The sequence below is a fragment of the Cohnella cellulosilytica genome (assembly GCF_042431195.1).
Classification (GTDB): Bacteria; Bacillota; Bacilli; order Paenibacillales; family Paenibacillaceae; genus Cohnella; species Cohnella cellulosilytica.
Genome location: NZ_JBHMDN010000008.1, coordinates 221526 through 241437, shown reverse-complemented (window position 1 = coordinate 241437; position 19912 = coordinate 221526). Strand labels below are relative to the sequence as shown.

Annotated in this window: 20 protein-coding genes; 8 read left to right on the top strand and 12 right to left on the bottom strand. The window is 54.0% G+C overall.

Annotated features, from left to right (window positions below):
* The first annotated feature begins 60 nt into the window (after positions 1-60).
* On the top strand, positions 61-222 hold the full coding sequence (locus ACFFT4_RS05920) for a hypothetical protein (protein WP_378045869.1): 162 nt from the start codon (positions 61-63) through the stop codon (positions 220-222).
* A 124-nt stretch (positions 223-346) separates the two neighbouring features.
* Here ACFFT4_RS05920 and ACFFT4_RS05915 read toward each other — a convergent pair whose 3' ends face one another.
* The 3 genes from ACFFT4_RS05915 to ACFFT4_RS05905 all read right to left on the bottom strand — a co-directional run bounded on the left by ACFFT4_RS05915 (position 347) and on the right by ACFFT4_RS05905 (position 3512).
* Positions 347-1129 carry an alpha/beta fold hydrolase gene (locus tag ACFFT4_RS05915; protein WP_378045867.1) on the bottom strand — a complete coding sequence of 261 codons (783 nt, stop codon included), beginning with the start codon at positions 1127-1129 and terminating at the stop codon, positions 347-349.
* A gap of 374 nt (positions 1130-1503) precedes the next feature.
* On the bottom strand, positions 1504-2391 hold the full coding sequence (locus ACFFT4_RS05910) for a fructose bisphosphate aldolase (protein WP_378045865.1): 888 nt from the start codon (positions 2389-2391) through the stop codon (positions 1504-1506).
* Between the two features lie 95 nt (positions 2392-2486).
* Complete coding sequence (locus tag ACFFT4_RS05905; protein ID WP_378045863.1) at positions 2487-3512, bottom strand: nitroreductase family protein; 1026 nt, start codon at positions 3510-3512, stop codon at positions 2487-2489.
* Positions 3513-3789: 277 nt separating this feature from the next.
* Here ACFFT4_RS05905 and ACFFT4_RS05900 point away from each other — a divergent pair, with 277 nt between their 5' ends.
* Positions 3790-4278 carry a MarR family transcriptional regulator gene (locus ACFFT4_RS05900; RefSeq protein WP_378045861.1) on the top strand — a complete coding sequence of 163 codons (489 nt, stop codon included), beginning with the start codon at positions 3790-3792 and terminating at the stop codon, positions 4276-4278.
* 93 nt (positions 4279-4371) lie between these two features.
* Here the strand turns inward: ACFFT4_RS05900 and ACFFT4_RS05895 are convergent, their stop codons facing one another.
* From ACFFT4_RS05895 to ACFFT4_RS05870, 6 genes are all read right to left on the bottom strand, one after another.
* Positions 4372-4815 (bottom strand): cell wall hydrolase, encoded by a 444-nt coding sequence (locus tag ACFFT4_RS05895; protein WP_378045859.1) that lies wholly within the window; start codon positions 4813-4815, stop codon positions 4372-4374.
* A 76-nt stretch (positions 4816-4891) separates the two neighbouring features.
* Positions 4892-5638, bottom strand: coding sequence for a type I methionyl aminopeptidase (gene map, locus ACFFT4_RS05890; RefSeq protein ID WP_378045857.1), 747 nt, complete (start codon positions 5636-5638; stop codon positions 4892-4894).
* A gap of 5 nt (positions 5639-5643) precedes the next feature.
* Positions 5644-6246, bottom strand: coding sequence for a TetR/AcrR family transcriptional regulator (locus ACFFT4_RS05885; protein WP_378045856.1), 603 nt, complete (start codon positions 6244-6246; stop codon positions 5644-5646).
* A 122-nt stretch (positions 6247-6368) separates the two neighbouring features.
* On the bottom strand, positions 6369-6872 hold the full coding sequence (locus tag ACFFT4_RS05880; RefSeq protein ID WP_378045854.1) for a DUF3600 domain-containing protein: 504 nt from the start codon (positions 6870-6872) through the stop codon (positions 6369-6371).
* Positions 6862-7425: a sigma-70 family RNA polymerase sigma factor gene (locus ACFFT4_RS05875; protein ID WP_378045852.1), complete on the bottom strand. Its 564-nt coding sequence runs from the start codon at positions 7423-7425 to the stop codon at positions 6862-6864. The genes ACFFT4_RS05880 and ACFFT4_RS05875 overlap by 11 nt, the downstream gene beginning before the upstream one ends.
* A gap of 420 nt (positions 7426-7845) precedes the next feature.
* A complete protein-coding gene (locus ACFFT4_RS05870; RefSeq protein WP_378045851.1) occupies positions 7846-8754 on the bottom strand; it encodes an NAD(P)-dependent alcohol dehydrogenase in 909 nt (302 codons plus the stop codon).
* Positions 8755-9060: 306 nt separating this feature from the next.
* Between ACFFT4_RS05870 and ACFFT4_RS05865 the strand changes: the two genes are divergently transcribed.
* A complete protein-coding gene (locus tag ACFFT4_RS05865) occupies positions 9061-9633 on the top strand; it encodes a dihydrofolate reductase family protein (protein WP_378045849.1) in 573 nt (190 codons plus the stop codon).
* A gap of 129 nt (positions 9634-9762) precedes the next feature.
* Here the strand turns inward: ACFFT4_RS05865 and ACFFT4_RS05860 are convergent, their stop codons facing one another.
* Positions 9763-10689 (bottom strand): phosphotransferase family protein, encoded by a 927-nt coding sequence (locus ACFFT4_RS05860; RefSeq protein ID WP_378045848.1) that lies wholly within the window; start codon positions 10687-10689, stop codon positions 9763-9765.
* Positions 10690-10771: 82 nt separating this feature from the next.
* Entirely contained in the window at positions 10772-14650 is a 3879-nt protein-coding gene (locus ACFFT4_RS05855; protein WP_378045846.1) for an FG-GAP-like repeat-containing protein, read from the bottom strand.
* A gap of 165 nt (positions 14651-14815) precedes the next feature.
* Between ACFFT4_RS05855 and ACFFT4_RS05850 the strand changes: the two genes are divergently transcribed.
* The 5 genes from ACFFT4_RS05850 to ACFFT4_RS05830 all read left to right on the top strand — a co-directional run bounded on the left by ACFFT4_RS05850 (position 14816) and on the right by ACFFT4_RS05830 (position 19200).
* Positions 14816-15406, top strand: a complete 591-nt coding sequence (locus ACFFT4_RS05850) for a TetR/AcrR family transcriptional regulator (protein ID WP_378045845.1) — start codon at positions 14816-14818, stop codon at positions 15404-15406.
* 107 nt (positions 15407-15513) lie between these two features.
* Positions 15514-16407, top strand: coding sequence for an RCC1 domain-containing protein (locus ACFFT4_RS05845; protein ID WP_378045844.1), 894 nt, complete (start codon positions 15514-15516; stop codon positions 16405-16407).
* 153 nt (positions 16408-16560) lie between these two features.
* Positions 16561-17082, top strand: coding sequence for a peptide-methionine (S)-S-oxide reductase MsrA (gene msrA, locus ACFFT4_RS05840; RefSeq protein WP_378045950.1), 522 nt, complete (start codon positions 16561-16563; stop codon positions 17080-17082).
* Between the two features lie 235 nt (positions 17083-17317).
* Entirely contained in the window at positions 17318-18502 is a 1185-nt protein-coding gene (locus ACFFT4_RS05835) for an epoxide hydrolase family protein (RefSeq protein ID WP_378045842.1), read from the top strand.
* Between the two features lie 62 nt (positions 18503-18564).
* Complete coding sequence (locus tag ACFFT4_RS05830) at positions 18565-19200, top strand: DNA-3-methyladenine glycosylase family protein (RefSeq protein WP_378045949.1); 636 nt, start codon at positions 18565-18567, stop codon at positions 19198-19200.
* 135 nt (positions 19201-19335) lie between these two features.
* Here ACFFT4_RS05830 and ACFFT4_RS05825 read toward each other — a convergent pair whose 3' ends face one another.
* Complete coding sequence (locus ACFFT4_RS05825; RefSeq protein WP_378045840.1) at positions 19336-19884, bottom strand: LemA family protein; 549 nt, start codon at positions 19882-19884, stop codon at positions 19336-19338.
* Positions 19885-19912 lie beyond the last annotated feature (28 nt).

Below are 19912 nucleotides of genomic sequence, written 5' to 3'. Positions count from 1 at the left end.
GATTGGCTGGCGCTGGCTCGGGGTAAACAATATCAACTTATAAAGAAAGGGTTGATTCGCATGACTACCGATCAGCGCAACATCGAGGTGGAAGAGCGCCATATCGAGAAAAGATCGGATTCCAGCCGGGTGACAGCTACATTCATCAAGTATGCGGCCTACCTGATCATTTTCTTCGGCATCCTGTATTTCTTGGCCAAGTACATCCTGCCCAAGTTTTGAGAATGACGATGTGAACCGTTCGGTGCGCGGCATATACAAGGGACGTGGCCCCTGCAGGAATGGGGCCACGTCCCTTTCATGTGTTCGCTTACTCCATATGTCGGCTCGAAAGGAAGTTGACGATTCAAGATGCGAAGAACGCATCCAGAACCGGGGCAAGAACGTCCAGGTTGACGTCGTGCGTTTGCCCTGACAACATTCGCCGCTCTGCATGAGGCATGGCATCCGCGATGGACTCGACCGCCTGCCGCAGCAGCGAGGGGCTGTTATCTCCGCCAATGACGAGCGTCGGTGTCGCAATCTGCGCCAGTTTCCCTGCAAGCGAGCGATCGTTTGTAATCATAACATCGTAGGCAAGCGTATGCGCTACCGCCTCCATCGCCGGAAACGTCGGTGCCTGTCGCATTCCACTAAAGGCCTCTTCCGGCATTCCCATAACTTGCGTCATGAACACCCCTACTGCGTCGCCCCGGCGACCGGACCGCGCCAATTCGGTGATTCGCGCCGCAGGATCGCCCTGAGCAAGGTCGCCTGCACCGCCTGGCAAGTAAGGCGGTTCGAATAAAGCCAGCTTGCGGATCGGCAGACCGCCGCCGGCTGCCAGCAGGCTGAGCATGGCGCCTGACGACATGCCGAACACGGACGCCTCGTCTCCTGCTTCTTTTAATATAGCATCCAGATCTTCGATTTCGCGATCGACGTTGTACGCCGAAGCGTCGCCGCTGTCTCCCCGGCCTCTGCGGTCGTAAATATAGACGGAGAAACGCTCGGACAAGAGCGATGACAATCGGCCCATTGGTCCAAAAGACCGGCTGCAGAACGCCCCATCCACGAGAATGATCGGACTCCCCTCCCCTTTGCGCTCGTAAGCGATACTCGTGCCGTCCTTGGAAATCACATTGCCCATACTTAACCTCTCCTCTCCTTGTACTTTAATACTCTCGTATGGATTATCTGATTGCGCTCGCTTATTCGCTCTCTCTGTCCAACAATGTTCCAGTAAGTCCAGCGAATACTGGAAGCCCTTACGATCAGACTTTCTTCGGACGAGAATCGATTGATATCTGATCTTGCTGACGAGAATGGTCTTACGAAAAGTGCTTTTATTAGAATGGTTGTTAAAAAAGCTTTAAAGGATTATGTACATTAGCGCAGACCTTTATGTGATACTCTCCCGGCACCACATTGCAACGAAGATAAAACCCAAGAGAAACTCCCGCCGTGGAATATCTCTTGGGTTTTAGATTTGGGTTAAATTTTTGAATGGATGTCACTCGTCTATTAAGTAATAGAAGCTTCGAAAATGGAGCGAATGGTGCCGCCGAGCCGTTCTTCGAATTGGGAATCTGTTTGTTGCAAGGTTAATCCTTCCGCCAACGCGCGCGAGAAGCTGGCAATCAGCCCGCGGTTGCGAGCAAGTCTTGCATTGGCGTCCTCCATCTCGTATCCTCCCGACAAAGCGACAACCCGGACGACGTGGGGATTGTCCATCAGCTCTTCATAGAAGTCGTCTACGGACGGAATTGTCAGCTTCAGCATAATCTTTACGTTCGGTTCGAGACGCGACAATTGCTCCAGAATCATTTCTTTAAGCAACTTCTCCGATTCAACCTTATCCTTGCTGTTGATGTCTACTTCGGGCTCCACGATAGGAACAAGTCCTGCCGCGAATATGCGCTTCGCAAAGTCGAACTGCTGTTCGACGAGAGTTCGAATGCCGGCCGGGTTCGCCTCTTTAATGACCGAGCGCATCTTCGTTCCGAAAATATTCTTATCGATAGCTTGGACTAACCGGTTATCCAACCCCGCCATGGGTTTCATAACCTGTACGCCGTTCTCCAAATCGGCGAGTCCCTCGTCAATTTTCAGGAAAGGCACAATACCCTTCTTTTTCCAGAGATAATCCGCCGTATACAGACCGTCGATGGTTCGATTCATCGTATTCTCGAACAAGATGGCGCCTAAAATAGATTTCGAATCGAATGCAGAACAGGTGATGATTCGCGTTCTCATGTCATGAACCAGCTTGTACATCTCTTCTTCGTTCGCATAGCTGGATTCCTCGATACCGTATTGAAGCAGCGCTTTGGGCGTGCTGCCTCCGCTTTGATCCAACGCGGCAATGAATCCTTGGCCTGAACGAATTCGTTCCAGTTGTTCGTTATTCATTAGAGACCGTCAGTCCTTCCGTGAGCAGGGATTTAAGAAAAGTATAGAGATTAATTATCCTGCCTGTCAAATAGACGGATAAAACGAATACTGATTCAGAGTCTGGTTACATTTAACGCCGGGGAAGCTAGAGACGAACGCGGACGTTGTTCCATCTTCCCGATTTCCAGCACAGCCACGATTTTCTCTTGTTGATGAATCTTAAGTGGAATAGGCGGTTGCGGTTCATACACCCATTCCGGAATTGTGCGGCGTACATCCCAGTCCTCGGCCTTGGCTAACAAATCAAAGTTCTGAATCAAACAACATATTGCGGCATAATCCTCCCCCTGCTTATGAGGGTCGGTTTCTTTTTTTTCCACAACGACAAGGAAGGAGGGCGAGCTATTCCCGCGTGAAGGCTGGAGTTTGGCAACCGCTTCGTCATCGGTCACGTAAATAAAGCGCCACGGTTCCCGAAGTCCGTCATTCGGCGCCCAGACAGCTATGTTCAATTTCTCCAGGATGCTTTCTGACGGTACATAAGAATGCTCATTATCCTTGAGCGTTTGGCTATTCGTTGTGAATTCCGTCCAATTCCGTTCTGCGGGTGTTCTGCTCCGAGCTCTGGGCGCCCTGTCAAAATATCCAATGTTTAAAATTCCGGCAAACCGCTCGCCCGGCTGTAAGCCGATCTCCTCAAAAAATGACGGATTGTTCAAAAACGGCTCTGTGTACCAAAGCATTCCCAGACCGGCTTCCCAGCCAAGCAATTGAAGGTTTTGCATGATGCTGCAGACGGCGGCGTAATTTTCGTCGCTCTGCCGTTGATTGTCACCAGCTGCGGCAATGAAAACCAGAAGAGCCGGTGTGTTAAGGACAGGTTTGGTGAGAAGCTCTGTCATTTTAGAAGGGATAAACTTCCCAAGCTGACTGGCTGTTACTTTGGCAAGCATGCTTTCCGCAAGACGTATATGCGCCTCTGTTGAGTCGTAATACATACAGCGCCAGTTCTGCGATCCCTCAGCGCCCCATAAAGTCGCGGCTTGCTCGAGCAAGGCAAGCACGAGCTGCTGTTGAACCGGTGACGGCTTGAACCTGCGTATGGTTCGGCGCTCTTTTATCAATTGGGAAAAATTCATAGCAATCCTCCGTTCGGTTTTCGAAGAACAAGGCTGCAGCTGCGCGGCTTACATTATTGTTAACAAAGAAACTATATTTTAAAATTAATTGTCTGTCAACTGGTTTCGTTTGAATAAGATAACAAAGAGATTCTTCACAAAACGTTGTCGAGATAAGGTTTTGAACAATCTTGAAAGGTATGATAAAATAATTAATAGGTAAACAATATTGAGTATCAGCTCTTGTTTGAGTGATCGGGTAAAGAAAAGATTAATTTTTGCAAAGGGGTCTGGCCTTATGTCTGAGGGATTGAAGCGAATACTGTATGAGCGGTTTCTTCATTTCACTCATTTAACCGAACAAATGTTTTCATCCGAAATTGGCGAGTTTATTGAATTGGCGCGGATACAAGGCATTTCAACCATTCCTAACAATTTAACGACTGTGCATGTCATGGATTGCATCGGGAATTACGAGCCCGTAAACACGACAACGATTGCAGAAAAAATGAATTTATCCAAAGCCAGCATTTCGAAAATCAGCAATAAATTGCTTGCGGAAGGATTTATTAAGCGAAGTCAGATGGTGGACAATAAGAAAGAAAAATATTTTACTCTTTCTCCTAAGGGCAGAAAGGTTTTTGACGTGCATGCGATGATGCATGAAGTTATAGAACGGAGATTTATAGCCGCCTTGCATTCGTTCTCGGAATCGGAGCTGCAGGCCGTCACGAAGTTTTTTCAAATCATGATTGAAAAACAAGATGATATTGTTAAGGGAGAATGAGCCATCAACATAAGGGGATTTGAGAATCCCCAACGCAAAAGACCTCGCCAGCTATGCCGCGAGGTCCTTGCGTTATTATTCTGGACGATAGAATCAGAACGTGTTATAGACATTTTCGCATTCTTCCGCGGTCGGTTCATAAAAGCAATGCTTCTTCCAGCGACCTGCGAGCGGCTGATTGTACCAGGTTGGCGGACAGGGGCCGGGATTGTCGAACGTTCCCGGACGGAAATACCATAGGGAGTAATTCGCCGGCCAGTTCCGTTCTCCGTTCACGGCCCGCTGCGCCAGACGGCGCTCCCTGTCTCTTGCGCTTTGATAGTACATCCCGTGCTGCAGCGCTTCGAACGCATGCGGCTGGTTGATCATCTGGGGAATGGTCCGGAGTCCCTTAAAATCGGAGCAATTCGCTCTGATTCGGTTAATGCCGACGTTTCCGACAAGGAGCATGCCCATTTCGCCTTCGGTTTCAGCTTCCGCACGAAGCAACCTCGCCAACATATCGATATCTTGTTGCCTGGCTTTTACGACTGCCATTGGTTCACCTCTTTAGGCTTTCTAGACTCATCATATTGTAGGCGAAGCGGAAGTGTTACTCTGGCCAAAGCCGGGCTTACTGCGCGGTCAAGATAACCGGTCCATCCGAAGTAATGGCAATCGTATGCTCGTACTGCGCGGAAAGCGAGCCGTCGGCGGTTCTGGCGGTCCAGCCGTCGGCATCAACCGTCATGAACGCTTTGCCGGCATTGATCATCGGCTCGATCGTCAACACCATTCCTTCCTTCAAGCGGAACCCCTTGCCCGGAGTCCCGACGTGCGGGTAGTTAGGCTCCTCGTGCATCTCCTTGCCTACGCCGTGACCGAGCAGATCGCGCACCACGGAATACCCGCTGCGTTCGGCATGGGTTTGAACCGCGTGCATCACATCGCCGATCCGGTTTCCGACGACCGCCTTTTCGATGCCCAGATCCAAGCATTCCTTCGTTACCCGCATCAGATCGCGGGCTTCCCGCGACACCTCGCCGACTGCATAACACCAAGCCGAATCGCCGACCCAGCCATCCGCCTGCGCGACGATGTCGATTGTCACGATGTCGCCCTCCTTCAGCGGCTTTCGACTCGGAAAACCATGCGCAACGACGTCGTTGACCGACGCGCATGTCGCATACGGATAACCGTTGTAGCCTATCGTGTACGCTTTGGCGCCCTTCTCCTTCAGGAATCGCACCGCGAACGACTCGATATCGAGCGTGGTGACGCCCGGCCGGATCATGTCCGCGATGGCTTGATGAAAAGCCGCGACAATTCGGCCGGCTTTTCTCATTTCCTCAATTTCTGCTTTCGATTTCAGGATGACCATGCCCTTCATTTCTCCTTCGGCCGTACGCCTGAAAAAATCAGATCGACGATCTCATCCTCATCGATCTCGTTCCGCATATGGTGATGAATGTTCAATGCCGCGCAGCCGACAAGCGAGCCGAATATCAGATTGGCGGTTTTCTCCGCCGACCCGGACCTGAGCCCTTCGCGAATCAGCTTCACAAACGGCAAATAGATCCGTTCCTGAAAAACGCCGAACAGCTTGGCGAACCGGTTGCCCGGAAAATGATGAAAATTATCCGCCACCGTTTTAAGCAAAATAAATACGGCGGGGTCCTGGACACACTTTCGCAGGAGCAGCCGGGAGAACGTCTCCGCTTGAAGCAAGCCGCCGCCCTCCCCCGTCCAAGCGGGCTGCACCGCCGTCTCCGCTTGATTCAGGGCATCCCACAGTAGATCTTCCAACAGCATGTGTTTATTTTTGTAGTAATGATACACGGTTCCGTAGCCGAGCTCGGCCTTGACCGCAACGTCGCGTATTTCCAACTGAATGCCCTTCTCCAAATACACTTCCGCAGCCGCCTGCATAATTTGGCTCATCCGCATCTCGCGGATCGCGTCGTTCTGTTCTTTGGTACGCGGTGACATGGCTCCTCCTTTTTTTAGACCTTCTGTAATGTCAATATAAAACCAATGTACATCATTTGAATGCAAGGATCAAGTATTCAAAAGAGCCCCATCCACATCGGACGGGGCCCTGCTTTATTTTCTTATGGCTTGGCGGATTCGTTGATCTTCTCGAAATACGGGGCCAGCTTGGAGGAGAGCTGTTCGAATTGCTGCCGTTCTTCCGCGGTCAGCCTATCCTCGTGCTTGATCCCGTTGGCGTCGGTGATCTTCAGCTTTAACTGCATCAACTGCTTGGTCAGCTCCATATAGTCCTGAAATTCGTCTTCCGTGAGCTTGTCTTTTGCCGCTTGCAGCATGGCCTCGATTTCCTGATAATCCTCCTGTGTGCCGCCGCGCTGCTCAATGGCTGCAGAAGAACCGAAAATATCATCGGCCAGATAGGAAGCGGCAAATACGACGGATGGAATCAGGACGGCTGCTGCGACGATCCCTGCCAGCAGGCGTTTTTTCATCGGAGATCTACCTCTCTTTGCATTCGCATAGTATTGATAGGACTGCCGGACACGGTCGTACAGATCGGGCGGACATGGCATCGAATCGGCCGCCTGGCGAAGCTCTTCGCGCAATTCCCTGTCAATGGACATACTCTTCCCCTCCCGTCGTTTCGCATCGTTTCCGGAGCTCTTTCAGCGCCAGATGATGCCTGGATTTGACCGTGCCAACGGGGATTTGCAGCAGGTGTGCGATTTCCTCCAGCGCATAGTCGTGAAAATAGCGCAGGATGACGACCACGCGCAGCTTGTACGACAGTTGGCGGACAAGGCCGAACAGCTCAAGCTGCATCTCGGACTGCAGGACGGCCTTGTCCGTCCAGTCGAACTGCTCGCTGATCATCTGGCGGTTTCGTTCAAAGAGGCGAATTCGCCGCCAGGCCTTCCTTCTCCAGTCCTGGACAAGACGAACGGTGATTCCGTGCAGCCAAAACCGGAACGGCCGGCTCGAATCGTACTTGCGAAACGACCGCCACATGCGGATGTAAACTTCGTTTACGATATCCTCAATGTCCTGCTTGTTGTAGACGAGAAAAGCAACCGTCCGATAGACGTCTTGATGAGTCGCCTGGTAGACAAGCTGAAAGGCGGACTCGTCGCCCGACGTCGCTTTTTCCAGCCAGGGAAGTAACTCTTTATCATTCATGGGGGCCCCTCCTGAACGTGTTACAACTCTTAATTCGCTCCCGCGGGGAAAAAGGTTCAGTAAGAAAATCCCGGAAGGTTGAAGTCATACGACGAAAAAGGCGATAAAAAAAGCCGGTCACACCGCTTAACGGGGTGAAAACCGGCTTTTTGCGTCATTCGGCCAATACGAACCCGATTATTTTTCTGATGCCGGACAATCTGCCTAGGGCGTGTATGCAAACCCGCTCAGAGGCATCTTTCACCGCCTTTTCGCCCCCTGCTGCGTCACTTTTGCTTGACGTACCCCCGGTACGCCTTCACAAAAGTTCCTTGCATGGAACGAAAATTCGGCAACATCTGCTATCCTCGGAGTATGCATACACGCCCTACCTCGCTTCATCTTGAATTATTTGTTATGTGCCTGACATCCGGCAGCACCCTACTTGATAACGGTGACCGTGACATTCCCCTTCTTATGCTTCTGTTCCACATAACGATGGGCATCGGGAACCTGTTCCAGCGGATAGCTTCGATCAATGACCGGTTTGATTTTGCCGGCTTCAAGCAGCTCTTGGAGGAAAAGGAGTTCTTCAACGCGAAATTTGTGCGACATATTCACATTCACCATTGTTCCGTTCGGATGCAGCGTTTTCTTGAAGCTTGATTTGGCGATGTTCGATATTTTTTTCCCAACGGCATCAAAGATTAAATCATAATTCTCTCCGCTCTCCGCGAAATTCTGTTTCGTATAGTCTATGACCCGATCGGCTCCTATCGCGCTCACCATCTCGAGATTAGCGGTGCTGCATACCGCCGTTACGTCTGCCCCATACTGTTTGGCAAGCTGTACCGCATAGGTGCCCACGCTTCCCGAGGCTCCATAGATAAGAACCTTCTTCCCGCTCGCGATATTTCCTCTCCTAAGCATGTTCAAAGCGGTTATCCCCCCGACGGGAACCGCGGCAGCTTCTTCGTGCGACACATTGGTCGGTTTGATGGCCACGACTCCATTTTCGGGCAGACATTTGTACTCGGCATAGGCGCCAAAGCCGAACCCGCAAAACGCAAACACCGGATCGCCGACCTTGAATCGCGTTACAGCTTTGCCTGCCGCTTCAACCTCTCCGGACAGCTCAAACCCCAATATCGTCTCTCTTTTCGGCCGCATGAGGCCGTTAAACAGCCTTGCCGGGAAGGGATCGGCCTTCCGCATCCGCCAGTCCCCCGCCGTTACCGTTGTCGCATGTACTCTCACCAGGATTTCATTGTCCCTCGGCGCCGGCTTCTCTATTTCCTTCAGATGAAGCACATCGGGCGGTCCGTACTCGGAATAGACAATCGCTCTCATCCTTACTCCTCCTTGAGAAATGAGCTGATGCAGCAATCGGTTTAAATCATTCTCCGATGATAATTACTCTACTTTTCATAATACACCAAAAACTGCTAATGAAAAGCCTTCGATTGGGTAGAATAACGGCTGGATAATACTGGGTGGATTTGGGTGTGGGAAAACGGTAGTTAATAAAAATTCGGATTTCCACTTGAACCTAACGTAACGTAATGATTTATAGTGAACTTGTGGACAAGACGAAACGCCGGCCCAAAGGCCAAAACAATCGGCAAAATAAATTTTGGAATCAGAGGAGAAACGAATATGAGAAAACTTGTATTGTTCATGCATGTGTCACTGGATGGGTATGCGTCGGATTCGAACGGCGGACTGGACTGGATTCCGTACGACGAGGAACTCGAGAAATACGCCGAAGAGGTCGTAGCCGGAGTCGGCTCTCCCGTATACGGACGCACGACGTATCGAATGATGGAGAGCTACTGGCCCACGGTTTTGGACAATCCGAATGCGTCGACGCACAATATGGAGCATGCCAAATGGGTGCAGGAGGTTAAGAAAATCGTCATTTCCGGCTCGATGGACAAGGCGGAATGGAACAATACGGTGCTGATCAAGGACAATATCGCAGAGGAAATCAAGGCGCTTAAGGAGCAGCCTGGCAAAAATCTCGTGATTTTCGGCAGTCCGGGCGCGGCGAAGACGCTGCTTGAGCTTGGCTTGATCGACGAATTCCTGCTGACGATTTGTCCGGTCGTCCTGGGCGGCGGCGGAAAAACGGTATTTGACGGCAGCGGTGAGAAAATCAAGCTCAAGCTGCTGTCCAGCCGAACGCTCAAGTCGGGCATTATCGCGACCCGTTATGAGTTGGAGAAATAAGCCGCGCCATACACGGTTTTACTGACGAGTACGTGAGTTCAACAAAGCAGCGGCAGTCTAATCCGTTATTTTCTGTCAACATTCCGGCCGACTGCCGCACTCCTTTAACCTCTGCCCGTTTTCTTGCCGTTAAGCTTTTAAGTTTAGAAGGAAGCTTCGTGTGCCCTGATAAGCGTCCTTCCATCCCATCTTGGCGTAAAATCGAAGGCCGTCGAGTCCCTTGAAATAATAGGCGCCGATCAGCCGCTCCTTGAAGTCGGGAATCGCGATCCCGGCTTCTTCATGGTAGATTTGATACGACTTCGCAACGTCGTTCCCAGGCATATGCCGATCGAGAATCGCAAGGTCTACAAGAGGATCGCCATACACGCAATTTCCATCGATGATGCCGGTAATTCGCGTTCCGTCGGACAAAATATTCCATTGATGAAAATCTCCGTGTATAAAGCGTCTATTCGGTTCGTTATAGGGAATGTAGGTCATCAAACGACTATAGATTTCCTCATATACGTCCCTCTCCAGGCAGGACGTGCGGAAGAGCTCGTACCAGTTCTCCCAGAACGTCCCCGTCTGATCTTCCGCATTTACGGCAACGACGAAGTCCTTCCAAGACGCATAAGCTCCGTTGCCGTCAGGACCGATCCATCCGTATCCCGACGTTGTCCCCACATCTATTTCGGCCATTGTTGACAGGATGCCGATCATTTCCGGCAACTGGCGGGTTTGTTCCTCCGCCGTGCAATCGGCCAGGGTGCGTCCCTCTACTCGCTCCATGATCAAATAGGCGAGTTGGCCGGTTTTGTCCAAAACCAAGCTTTTGGGAAAAGGAATACCCTCGTTCGATAGCAAATTCGATACGTACCGTTCCGTCTCATACGCGCCATCCAGATCGCTGAACTTCACAACATAGCCTTTTCCTTCGACAACGCACGAAAACACGCTGCTCAAGTTTCCGCCCGACATCGGCGCAATCTCCGCCACCTCTGGCCCGAGATGACGCCGCAATACATTTTCTACTTCGCTTATCGCCAAATCCGGTTTCTCGTAAGCCGTCATCGCTGCAACTCCCGTTAATTGATTCTCTCCGACAGATCTATCATAATTCCTTCGGGGCCGCGATGCCAGCATAGCTTATATTTTACGGCGTCCGAGATTTCCGGATAACGGAGATAATCTTGGCCGCTTCCGCTCGTTTGGCCAACTGCTGCGGCATCAAGAGGTCGGCGGCATAGCCTGCAATCCACCGCAATCGAACGGCCGTCTGAATGGACTCCTCTGCCCAGGCTGAAATTTCGGCGCTATCGGCGAAAGTCCGGTTTTCGCCGCCCGATTCGTCCTCCGGCCGGAAGGCTCTGACCGCCATCGCGATCATCTGCTCGCGGGTCAAGTATTCGTCCGGCCGGAACGTCTGATCCGCGTAGCCTTTAACAATCCCGCTTGCTTGCGCTTCGGCAATCGCCTCCGCCGCCCAGTGCCCGGCCGTATCCTTAAAAAAAGGCGTGCCGGAAGCTTGAGGCGGCTTCAGGGCGTTGACAAGAATCGTTGTGAATTCCGCTCTCGTCATGTTGGCATTCGGACGGAAGGTGCCGTCAGGGTATCCTTTGATGATTCCGTCGGCATATAACTCCGCGATGAAGGCATACGCCCAGTGCCCGGCAATGTCGTTGAAAGGCGGCCGTTCGGGCGCCCCTTCACTCTCCTCTTCCGGTTTCCCGGAGTCGTCGGGGTCCGCCGGGATTGCCGTGTCCCCGGGAGCAGCAGGGTTTGTCTGCTCGGTTGCAGGGCTTGTCTGCTCGGATGGCGCAGGGGCTGCGGGATTGCCCGGGTCGGATCTGCTGCGCAATAGTGTTATGCCGTCGCTGCTCACGCTCAGCAGGGAAGCCGTTTCGGCAAAACGGATGCGAACGCCGGTCAGATCGCGGCCGGCCGTATTCCTTGCCGCCAGATCGACGAATTCGGCTCTTCCGTTCTCGCCGGTTACCGCGCTGCTCCCCGTGAGAGTCCACGAATTTCCGTCTTCCTCCCGGGAGGCCTGAATCGTTAGGCCCGCAATCGGGTTTCCGAAGCGATCGACGACAGTCACCTGCGGTTGAACCCCAAGCCGTCCGCCTCCGGCGCTGCCGGGGCCTGCCGGCTGCCTCGAGATCCGCAATTCCTGTACGGCGGCAGCTTTAATGTCCAGCAGTGCGATGCTCGTCGGATAAGCGACTTGTTCCAACTCGAATTGAATCTCCTGCAGTCCGGCGCGATTCAGGGCGAGGGTCGCCGAGGCTTCCCCGTCGACGAAGGTCAAGGCTCGCGAGTATCCTCCTTCCTGCAGCGGCTGCCCCATGAAGCTCCCCCTTGTTCCGTCCGGTGCGGTCGAATATCCGCTCAGGGTAACGTCATAACTGCCGTTAAAGCTCGTATCCCGACTTCCGTCCGAACGATATACGGTCAACGTGACGGACGTTTCCTCGCCTGCGACAGGCGCGGCGTCGGCCGCTTCGCTTTTCGCTTCATAAGCTCCTTGAACGGGCAGGACAGAGCTTGTTAGGGTGACAGTCGCAGAGCGCAGCGGTCCTAAGACCGCTCCTCCGCTCGGGCGGCTTAGCGTGATTGTGAATGACTTATCGCTCCCGTATTGATCGTTGTCCAGTATCGGAATAGAGATCGATCCCGTCGTTTGTCCGTCCGCGAAGACGAGCGTGCCGGATACGCCCGTGTAGTCGGTTCCGGCTATCGCGCTTCCGTCCTCGGTATGGTATGCGATGGAAGCAACGCCGATCTCTCCCCCCGTTCTTTTCACCTGAATCGTAACGCTGCCCTCGTCTTTGCCCGTCATATAGGCCGGGGAGTCCAGTTCGATCCTTCCCATCGGAGGAAGGCTGAGCAAGAGCGTGACGTCCCCATTATTTTTGCCGGCGATCAATAAGTCCGATTTCCCGTCTTCGTTGAAGTCATGGGCGGCCGCCGCGATCGGAAAAATGCCGGTTGCATAGCTTTGGATACCCGTGAAAGCGCCGTTTCCCAGTCCCTGCAGCACGTAAACCTTGCTGGTGGAAGACGCCGTAACGGCCAGGTCGAGAATCCCGTCCCCGTCAAAGTCGCCAGCGGCCAGATTGGACAGGCCGCCCTCCAGGCCGATATCGGCAGTCAAGCTGAGGCTCCCGTCCGACGAACCTGCGTAGACATATACCTTGTTCGTGGATTTTACGGCAATGGCCAAATCCGCTATCCGATCCCCGTTGAAGTCGGCGGATACGATTCCGGACGGAACACCGTCCGCCGCGAAGGTGCGAATATCTGCAAAATTCCCCATATCCGTGCTTAACAGCAGGGTGATCCGATTGGAGTCGACATAAGTTATGGCCATATCCTCCAATCCGTCGCCATTGTAATCTCCAGGCGCCAAGCTCATCGGAGAGGCGTCCAGGGAATAGGTGTGTTGCGCGCTGAACGTGCCGTCGCCCACGCCGGGCAGAACGATAAACGGGTCGTTCCCGCCCCTGTTCGCAGCGGCGATATCCAGCTCACCGTCTCCGTTAAAGTCGCCGATCGCGATATCGGACAGGGTGCCGTCAAGCGTTACCTGAGTAGGGGATTTTTGAAAACCGCCGGCACTGCCCAATCGAATTTCGATCCTGTTCTTCGTCGCGTTCAGCAAGGCAAAGTCGCTATACCCGTCTCGATTAAAATCGGCAGCGGCGAGTCCGGATACGTCGTCTGCGCCGGCCAAACCATAGTTGGTATTCAGGCTAAAGTCGGTGGGCGAGGTTCCCCGCACGATCGAGTAACCCGCCCAGGTCGGGAGTATGGCCTCGACCATGCCGTCTCCGTTGAAATCCCCTAACTGGATGTCGGTCGGGGCGTATCCGGTCGAGTAGATCCTGGGAAGCCCCAGATCGGATGCGCCTCTCCCCGGCCATACGGAGACATCGTTCGAGAGCTGATTCAAAGTCATCAGATCGTTCAGGCCGTCTCCGTTCAAGTCGGCGATCCGGATGCTTACCGGTCCCCTGCCCCCGGGGAGATAACGCGGAGTCGGCAGGAAGGTTCCGTCGCCGTTTCCGTGCAGCACCGTCAGTTCGTTATGATTAAAGTTCGGGACCGCCAGATCGACCCTGCCGTCTCCGTCGAGATCCCCGATCGCGACCGAATAACCGTTATTGGCGCGATAGGTCGACGAAGGCGCGAATTGTCCTTCGCCCTGCCCGATGAAGATCGTTACGCCGGGCTGACTGCCCCCCGTATGGACGACGGCCAGATCGGGAAGGAGATCGTCATCGAAGAAGCCTTGCGCAACGGCGCCCGGATTGCTTTCCGTATTCTGCATAATTGGCGGCTGGAGCGAGCCGCCGCCCGCATTCAGCGCGACGACCAGCTTGTTTTTCCGGCCCACCACAAACGCGATATCGGGTTGGCCATCCCCGTTGAGGTCGCCGGAAATCATAGAAGAGGCGTTCCCGGACAATTCGTAACTGTTCGCCAGGCTCAAAGCCCCGCTTCCGTCACCCAGCATGACAGAGTACGTATGCTTGCCGCCCACCAAGTGGGACACGGCCAGATCCATGCTGCCGTCCCCGTTGAAATCGGCCGCCGCCGCTTCGTCTCCGTTGGCAATACCCGGAACAGGCGTCGCGGAGCCAAAGCTGCCATCCCCTTGGTTCAGAAGAAGATAGAGTCCGTGGCTGCAATAATCGTAACAAGGAATGACGGCGTCCGGATAGCCGTCGTTATTGAAGTCGCCAAGCGCGATGGTTCTCGGTTCGAAATCCAGCGGATAGGCGATCGCGACCCCAAAGGTGCCGTCCCCTTTTCCGGAAAACACGGACAGATCGTTCGTGCCGGCATTGACGACAGCCAGGTCCAGGAGGCCGTCCCCGTCAAGATCGCCGGCCGCGAATTGAACGGGAGTCGTCCCCGTCGCATAACGCGGATCCGACGGGAATAACGGCGACGCGAAGGCCGAGACCGTCGCGCTAAGCAGGAAGAAAAACAAGAAGGATACAATGGCGGTTTTACCCGGGAACCTCATTTCGAAGCTCTCCTTTACTCGAATATAGTATATTACTTTTTAGTAATGTTACTATAAAGTAATTTTTATAGCAACGACAATAACGCCGGATTTACAATTCCGGGGAAGAACCGTACTATTATACTGTTGCCGCATATTCGGCAATGTTGGAGGTTGCATAACGCTATGTCGAACGAAAAAGGACTCAAGGGACGGGAAACGCGGCAAAGACTGCTGCGCATCGCGGAAGAGGAATTCGCCTTGCATGGTTATCATGAGACCAAAATCAGCGAAATCGTAAAGAAAGCGGACCTGACTCAGCCCGCCTTTTATATCTATTTTTCAAGCAAAGAAGCGATCTACGAGGAACTCGTTCGCCAATTCCATACCGGCTTGATCGACTTGATCGAGAGCAGCCGGATTGAACCGGGCTTGCGGCAGGGGGAAATCTCCCCGCGGGTCACCTTCGTCCTGGAGCGAATTCTCGGCTACCTGAACGATAATCGCAGTCTTACGCAAATCGGCTTTATCCAGGACGCGGAGGCGGAAACGATCAAGAAAACAATGGCGGGGATTATCGCGGACAATTTGCGTTCGGAGCAGGAGCACGGTTATTTCAGGAAAGAGCCGGACATGGAGGTGGTCGCGCACAGCTTGGTGGGAGTCATCGATCGCTTGACAGTCACCCAATTGCTGACCGACCGGCTGTCGCCTGGCGAAGTCGCCCGGCAAATTGTCGATTTGTTTCTGAACGGGATTCAAACAGAGACTCCTTAGCTTTCACCACTTTCGCCCGAATGCTCGGGATGGATGGTCGATTTTCAAAGAATCGGTCGGTTGGAACTCTTATTATAAAAGTTGACTTTAAGCTAAGGAGCGATCCTATGCCGGGTCTCAGCATTGGAATATGGGACGCAGATGGTCGGAAAAATTCCCTGGCGGCGGGACGTCGTCATACCGTTGCGCTTAAATCCGACGGCACCGTAGTCGCGGCCGGCGATAATAAATGCGGCCAATGCGAGGTAGGCGGCTGGCGCCGGATTACAGCGGTCGCGGCCGGCAATGTTCATCGGGCGACGAATACGGGCAACGCCCACACGGTCGGGCTGGTATCGGATGGCACGGTGGTTGCGGCGGGCTGGAATAAGGACAAGCAATGCGAAGTGGACGACTGGCGCGATATCGTCGCGGTGGCGGCGGGCTGGCGTCGCACCGTCGGCCTTAAATCCGACGGCACGGCGGTTGCCGCTGGCCGCAACAACGAAGGCCAATGCCAGGTAAACGGTTGGCGCGACATTGTGGCGATCGCGGCGGGCGATTGGCATACGCTTGGGCTTAAATCGGATGGGACAATGTCAGCTGCGGGAAATAATCGGTACGGCCAATGCGAGGTGAGCGGCTTGCGCGGCATAACGGCGGCAGCGGCAGGTTACCTGCATACCGTCGGGCTCCAATCGGACGGCACGGTTGCGGCTGCGGGCTTGAACAAGCACGGGCAATGCGACGTAACCGGCTGGCACGGAATTGTGGCGGTCTCGGCGGGCAGCTATCATACCGTTGCGCTTAGATCCGACGGTACGGTGACGGCTGCCGGTCTGAATCTGCACAGCCAATGCGAGGTAAGTGATTGGCGCGATATTGTGGCGATTGCCGCGGGGTGCTCGCATACGGTCGGACTTAAGTCGGACGGCACGGTAGTCGCGGCCGGCGATAACGAATACGGCCAATGCGACGTAAGCGATTGGTACGGCATCCGACTGCCCGGCAATCGAGGTTAAACCGCTGCGGCCCTCCCCTTCTCACGCGCCTACACGAAAGATTTTCAACCGCCCATACCGCTTCTTGTAATTCTCGGTTTTTTACCTATAATGAAGGTTGGTGCGGCGAGTTTGGCCGAAGATCAGAACAACAAGGAACGAGGAATGAGCATGCTGCAAAAAGCGACGTTCGCCGGAGGCTGCTTCTGGTGTATGGTGAGTCCGTTCGAAGAGCAACCCGGCATTCACGGAATCGTCTCCGGCTATATGGGCGGCGATCTGGAAAATCCGACCTACGAGCAAGTGTTGACAGGTGAAACGGGACACCTCGAGGTCGTGCAAATTACGTTCGACCCGGAGATCTTCCCGTATGAGAAGCTGCTGGAGCTCTATTGGCCGCAGATCGATCCGACCGACGCGACCGGCCAGGGCAACGATCGCTTAAGCCAGTACCGTGCGGCGATTCTTTATCATAACGAGGAGCAGCGGCGGCTGGCGCTCGAGTCCCGCGAACGGCTGGCGCAGAGCGGGCGCTTCGACAAGCCCGTTGTGACGGCCATTGAAGAGGCTTCCGTCTTCTACCCTGCGGAAGAATATCATCAGAACTATCACCGGAAAAACCCCGAATACTACAAGGAATCCCGCATTTATTCCGGACGCGAAGCGATCATCGAGAAATACTGGAAAGATAAGTGAAGCCGACCGGGAAGGCGGATGGATCAAGCCCTCCTGGAAACCCGAAGCTGCCGCATACGCCGGCAGCTTTTGACTTTTTACGAGCTATGAGTAAGACCTACGCTAGCCCTCCTGGCTTGTCAAAGATTAGGATTGGAAATACCCCATTATAAACTTCTTTAACGTCCCTGACAGACAGCTGTCAGGAACGAACGGTTAAGATGGGGATATCCCAAACAAAGAGGAGCTCAATACGATGAATCCAATCCCTTCTGCAGCAGTAAATTCGAATGACATCCGCCCCTATCGCATCGAGACCCCGCAAGCGGCTTTGGACGATCTTGGCAACCGCCTGGCGCTTGCGCGCTGGCCCGACGAACTTCCGGGAATGGGCTGGGATTACGGCGTTCCGCTTGATTTTGCGAAGGAGATGGCGGATTACTGGAGAACGGCGTTCGACTGGCGCAAGCAGGAAGCGCGCCTGAACGAAATTCCGCAATATACGACCACCGTGGATGGAGCCAACGTTCATTTCTTTCATATCCCCTCCTCCGTGCCGACCGCTCAGCCGCTCTTGCTGATTCACGGGTGGCCGGGATCTCCGGTGGAGTTTCTGGACCTTATTGGACCGCTGACCGATCCGGCCGCTTACGGTGGCGATGCGGCCGACGCGTTCCATCTCGTCATCCCCTCGATTCCGGGCTTCGGCTTGTCCGGTCCCACGACCGAGGCTGGCTGGACGTCCGGGCGGGCGGCCAAAGCCTTTGCGGAGCTGATGCGCCGCTTGGGCTATGATCGTTACGGCGTACAGGGCGGAGACATGGGCGCGACGATCGCGCCGGAGATGGGACGCCTGGCGGCGGAGCAAGTTGTCGGCGTGTACGTCAACGCCGCCACGATGGGCTTCATCCCGATGGGGCAGGTCGACGAGGATACGCTCTCTTCGCTGACCGATGCGGAGAAAGCCCGGCTGGCTCGTCTGGGGCAATTTATGAGCCAGCGGTTCGGATTTAACATGATCCAGTCCACCAGACCGCAGACGCTGGCCTACGGGCTTCACGATTCCCCGATCGGCCTGCTCGCTTGGACGGCCGAATTGTTCTATGGCTTCGGGGATGCCGTCGGGGCTGTGGAGAACGACCGTTTCCTGACCAATCTGATGCTTTACTGGCTGACCGGAACCGCGGGTTCGTCTGCGAGAATGTATTATGAAGGGGCTCACGATCCCGCGGCCTGGGCGCCCAAGGAGCCGTCGCCAACCCCTGTCGGCGTTGCCTTGTTCGAGCAATCCGACGTGGCGATTCGCCGCTATGCGGAGCAGGGCAGCAACATTGTGCATTGGAGCGAATTCAACAGAGGCACTCATTTCGCGGCGATCGATGCGCCGGATTTAATGATCGCCGACATCCGTACGTTCTTCCGCGGGCTGCAAGCTCTCTAAGCTAGTCGACTCCCACTTGTTCGGTTGGACTCCCGCCAGAAAGGATGATTAACTTGACCTATGTGTTCGAGGTCGATCCCAACACCCGTTATGCGCGCGAATTGCGCGAAAACGATCCTTTGCTGGACAGGCTTATCCGGCGGATCGGTCCCCTCCGCATTGCCGGGGAGCGGGACGGTTTTCTCTACTTGACGAGATCTTTAGTCGGGCAGCAGCTATCGGGCAAAGCGGCTGCGACGATTTTTCGCCGGGTGGAGCTGGTTTGCGGAACGATTGCGCCGGATACCGTCTTGGCCGCGGATGAGGAGGCTCTGCGCGCCGCGGGATTGTCGAGGAACAAGCTTGGCTATATCCGCAACGTCGCCGAGCGGGTCAAGGCAGGCGATCTTGACTTTCAAGCATTCGGAGAGCTGGAGGACGAAGAAGTCGTTCGGTCGTTGACTTCCATTAAGGGGATTGGCCGATGGACCGCGGAGATGTTTCTTATTTTCTACTTGGGCAGGCCGGACGTCCTCTCTCTCGGAGACAGAGGGCTTCAGCGGGCTGCGGAGTGGCTTTACGCCGCGGATAAGGGCGATGGACTGGCGCATTTGCAGAGCAGACACGCCCAATGGAAGCCCTACTCGTCCATCGTCTCCCTTTACCTGTGGGAAGCCCTGAATAGCGGCTTGATCGCCGAAGAGGCTGAATTCGAATGATCCAGATTTATTTTAGCAGGTTAACTATTCGTTCGTAATCGTATAAATTATGGGTTTTCAGCTCCAATTTCTGAATGCGATCTCCTTCATGGAAACTGAAAACAAGTATCGTATCATATATTGGCAAATCCATGTTTAGAAACGAACCTGCGGGTTGCTTTTTTCCGCTTCGTCGATATGGAAGAAGGCTTGCTCCCGAAAGCCGAACAGGCCGGCGATCAGATTGGACGGGAACACCGCGATCGCCGTGTTGAACGCTTCCACCGTGTCGTTGTAGAATTGTCTCGCATAGCGGATCTTGTCCTCGATCTCGGCAAGCTGCTGCTTGAGATAGAGGAAGTTCTCGCTTGCCTTCAAGTCCGGATAGCTTTCCGCGACGACCATGAGCCGGTTGACCAGCGCCGACATCTCGCCGCTGGCTTCGGCTTTCTCGTTCACCGACTGCGCCGACGCGTACCTCGTTCTCATCTCGGTTATCCGGCTGAGCGTTTCCTTCTCATGCGCCGAATATCCCGACACGGTCTCCACCAGATTGGGAATCAGATCAAAGCGGTTTTTCAGCACGACATCCACCTGCGACCAATTGTTCCGGACCCGGTTCCGGAGGATAATAAACCGATTATAGGTAATGACGATCCACAAAAGCACGATCACGCCAACCGCAATCCAAATGTACGTTTCCATGAAAATTCCTCCCTAAGTCTGTATCCGT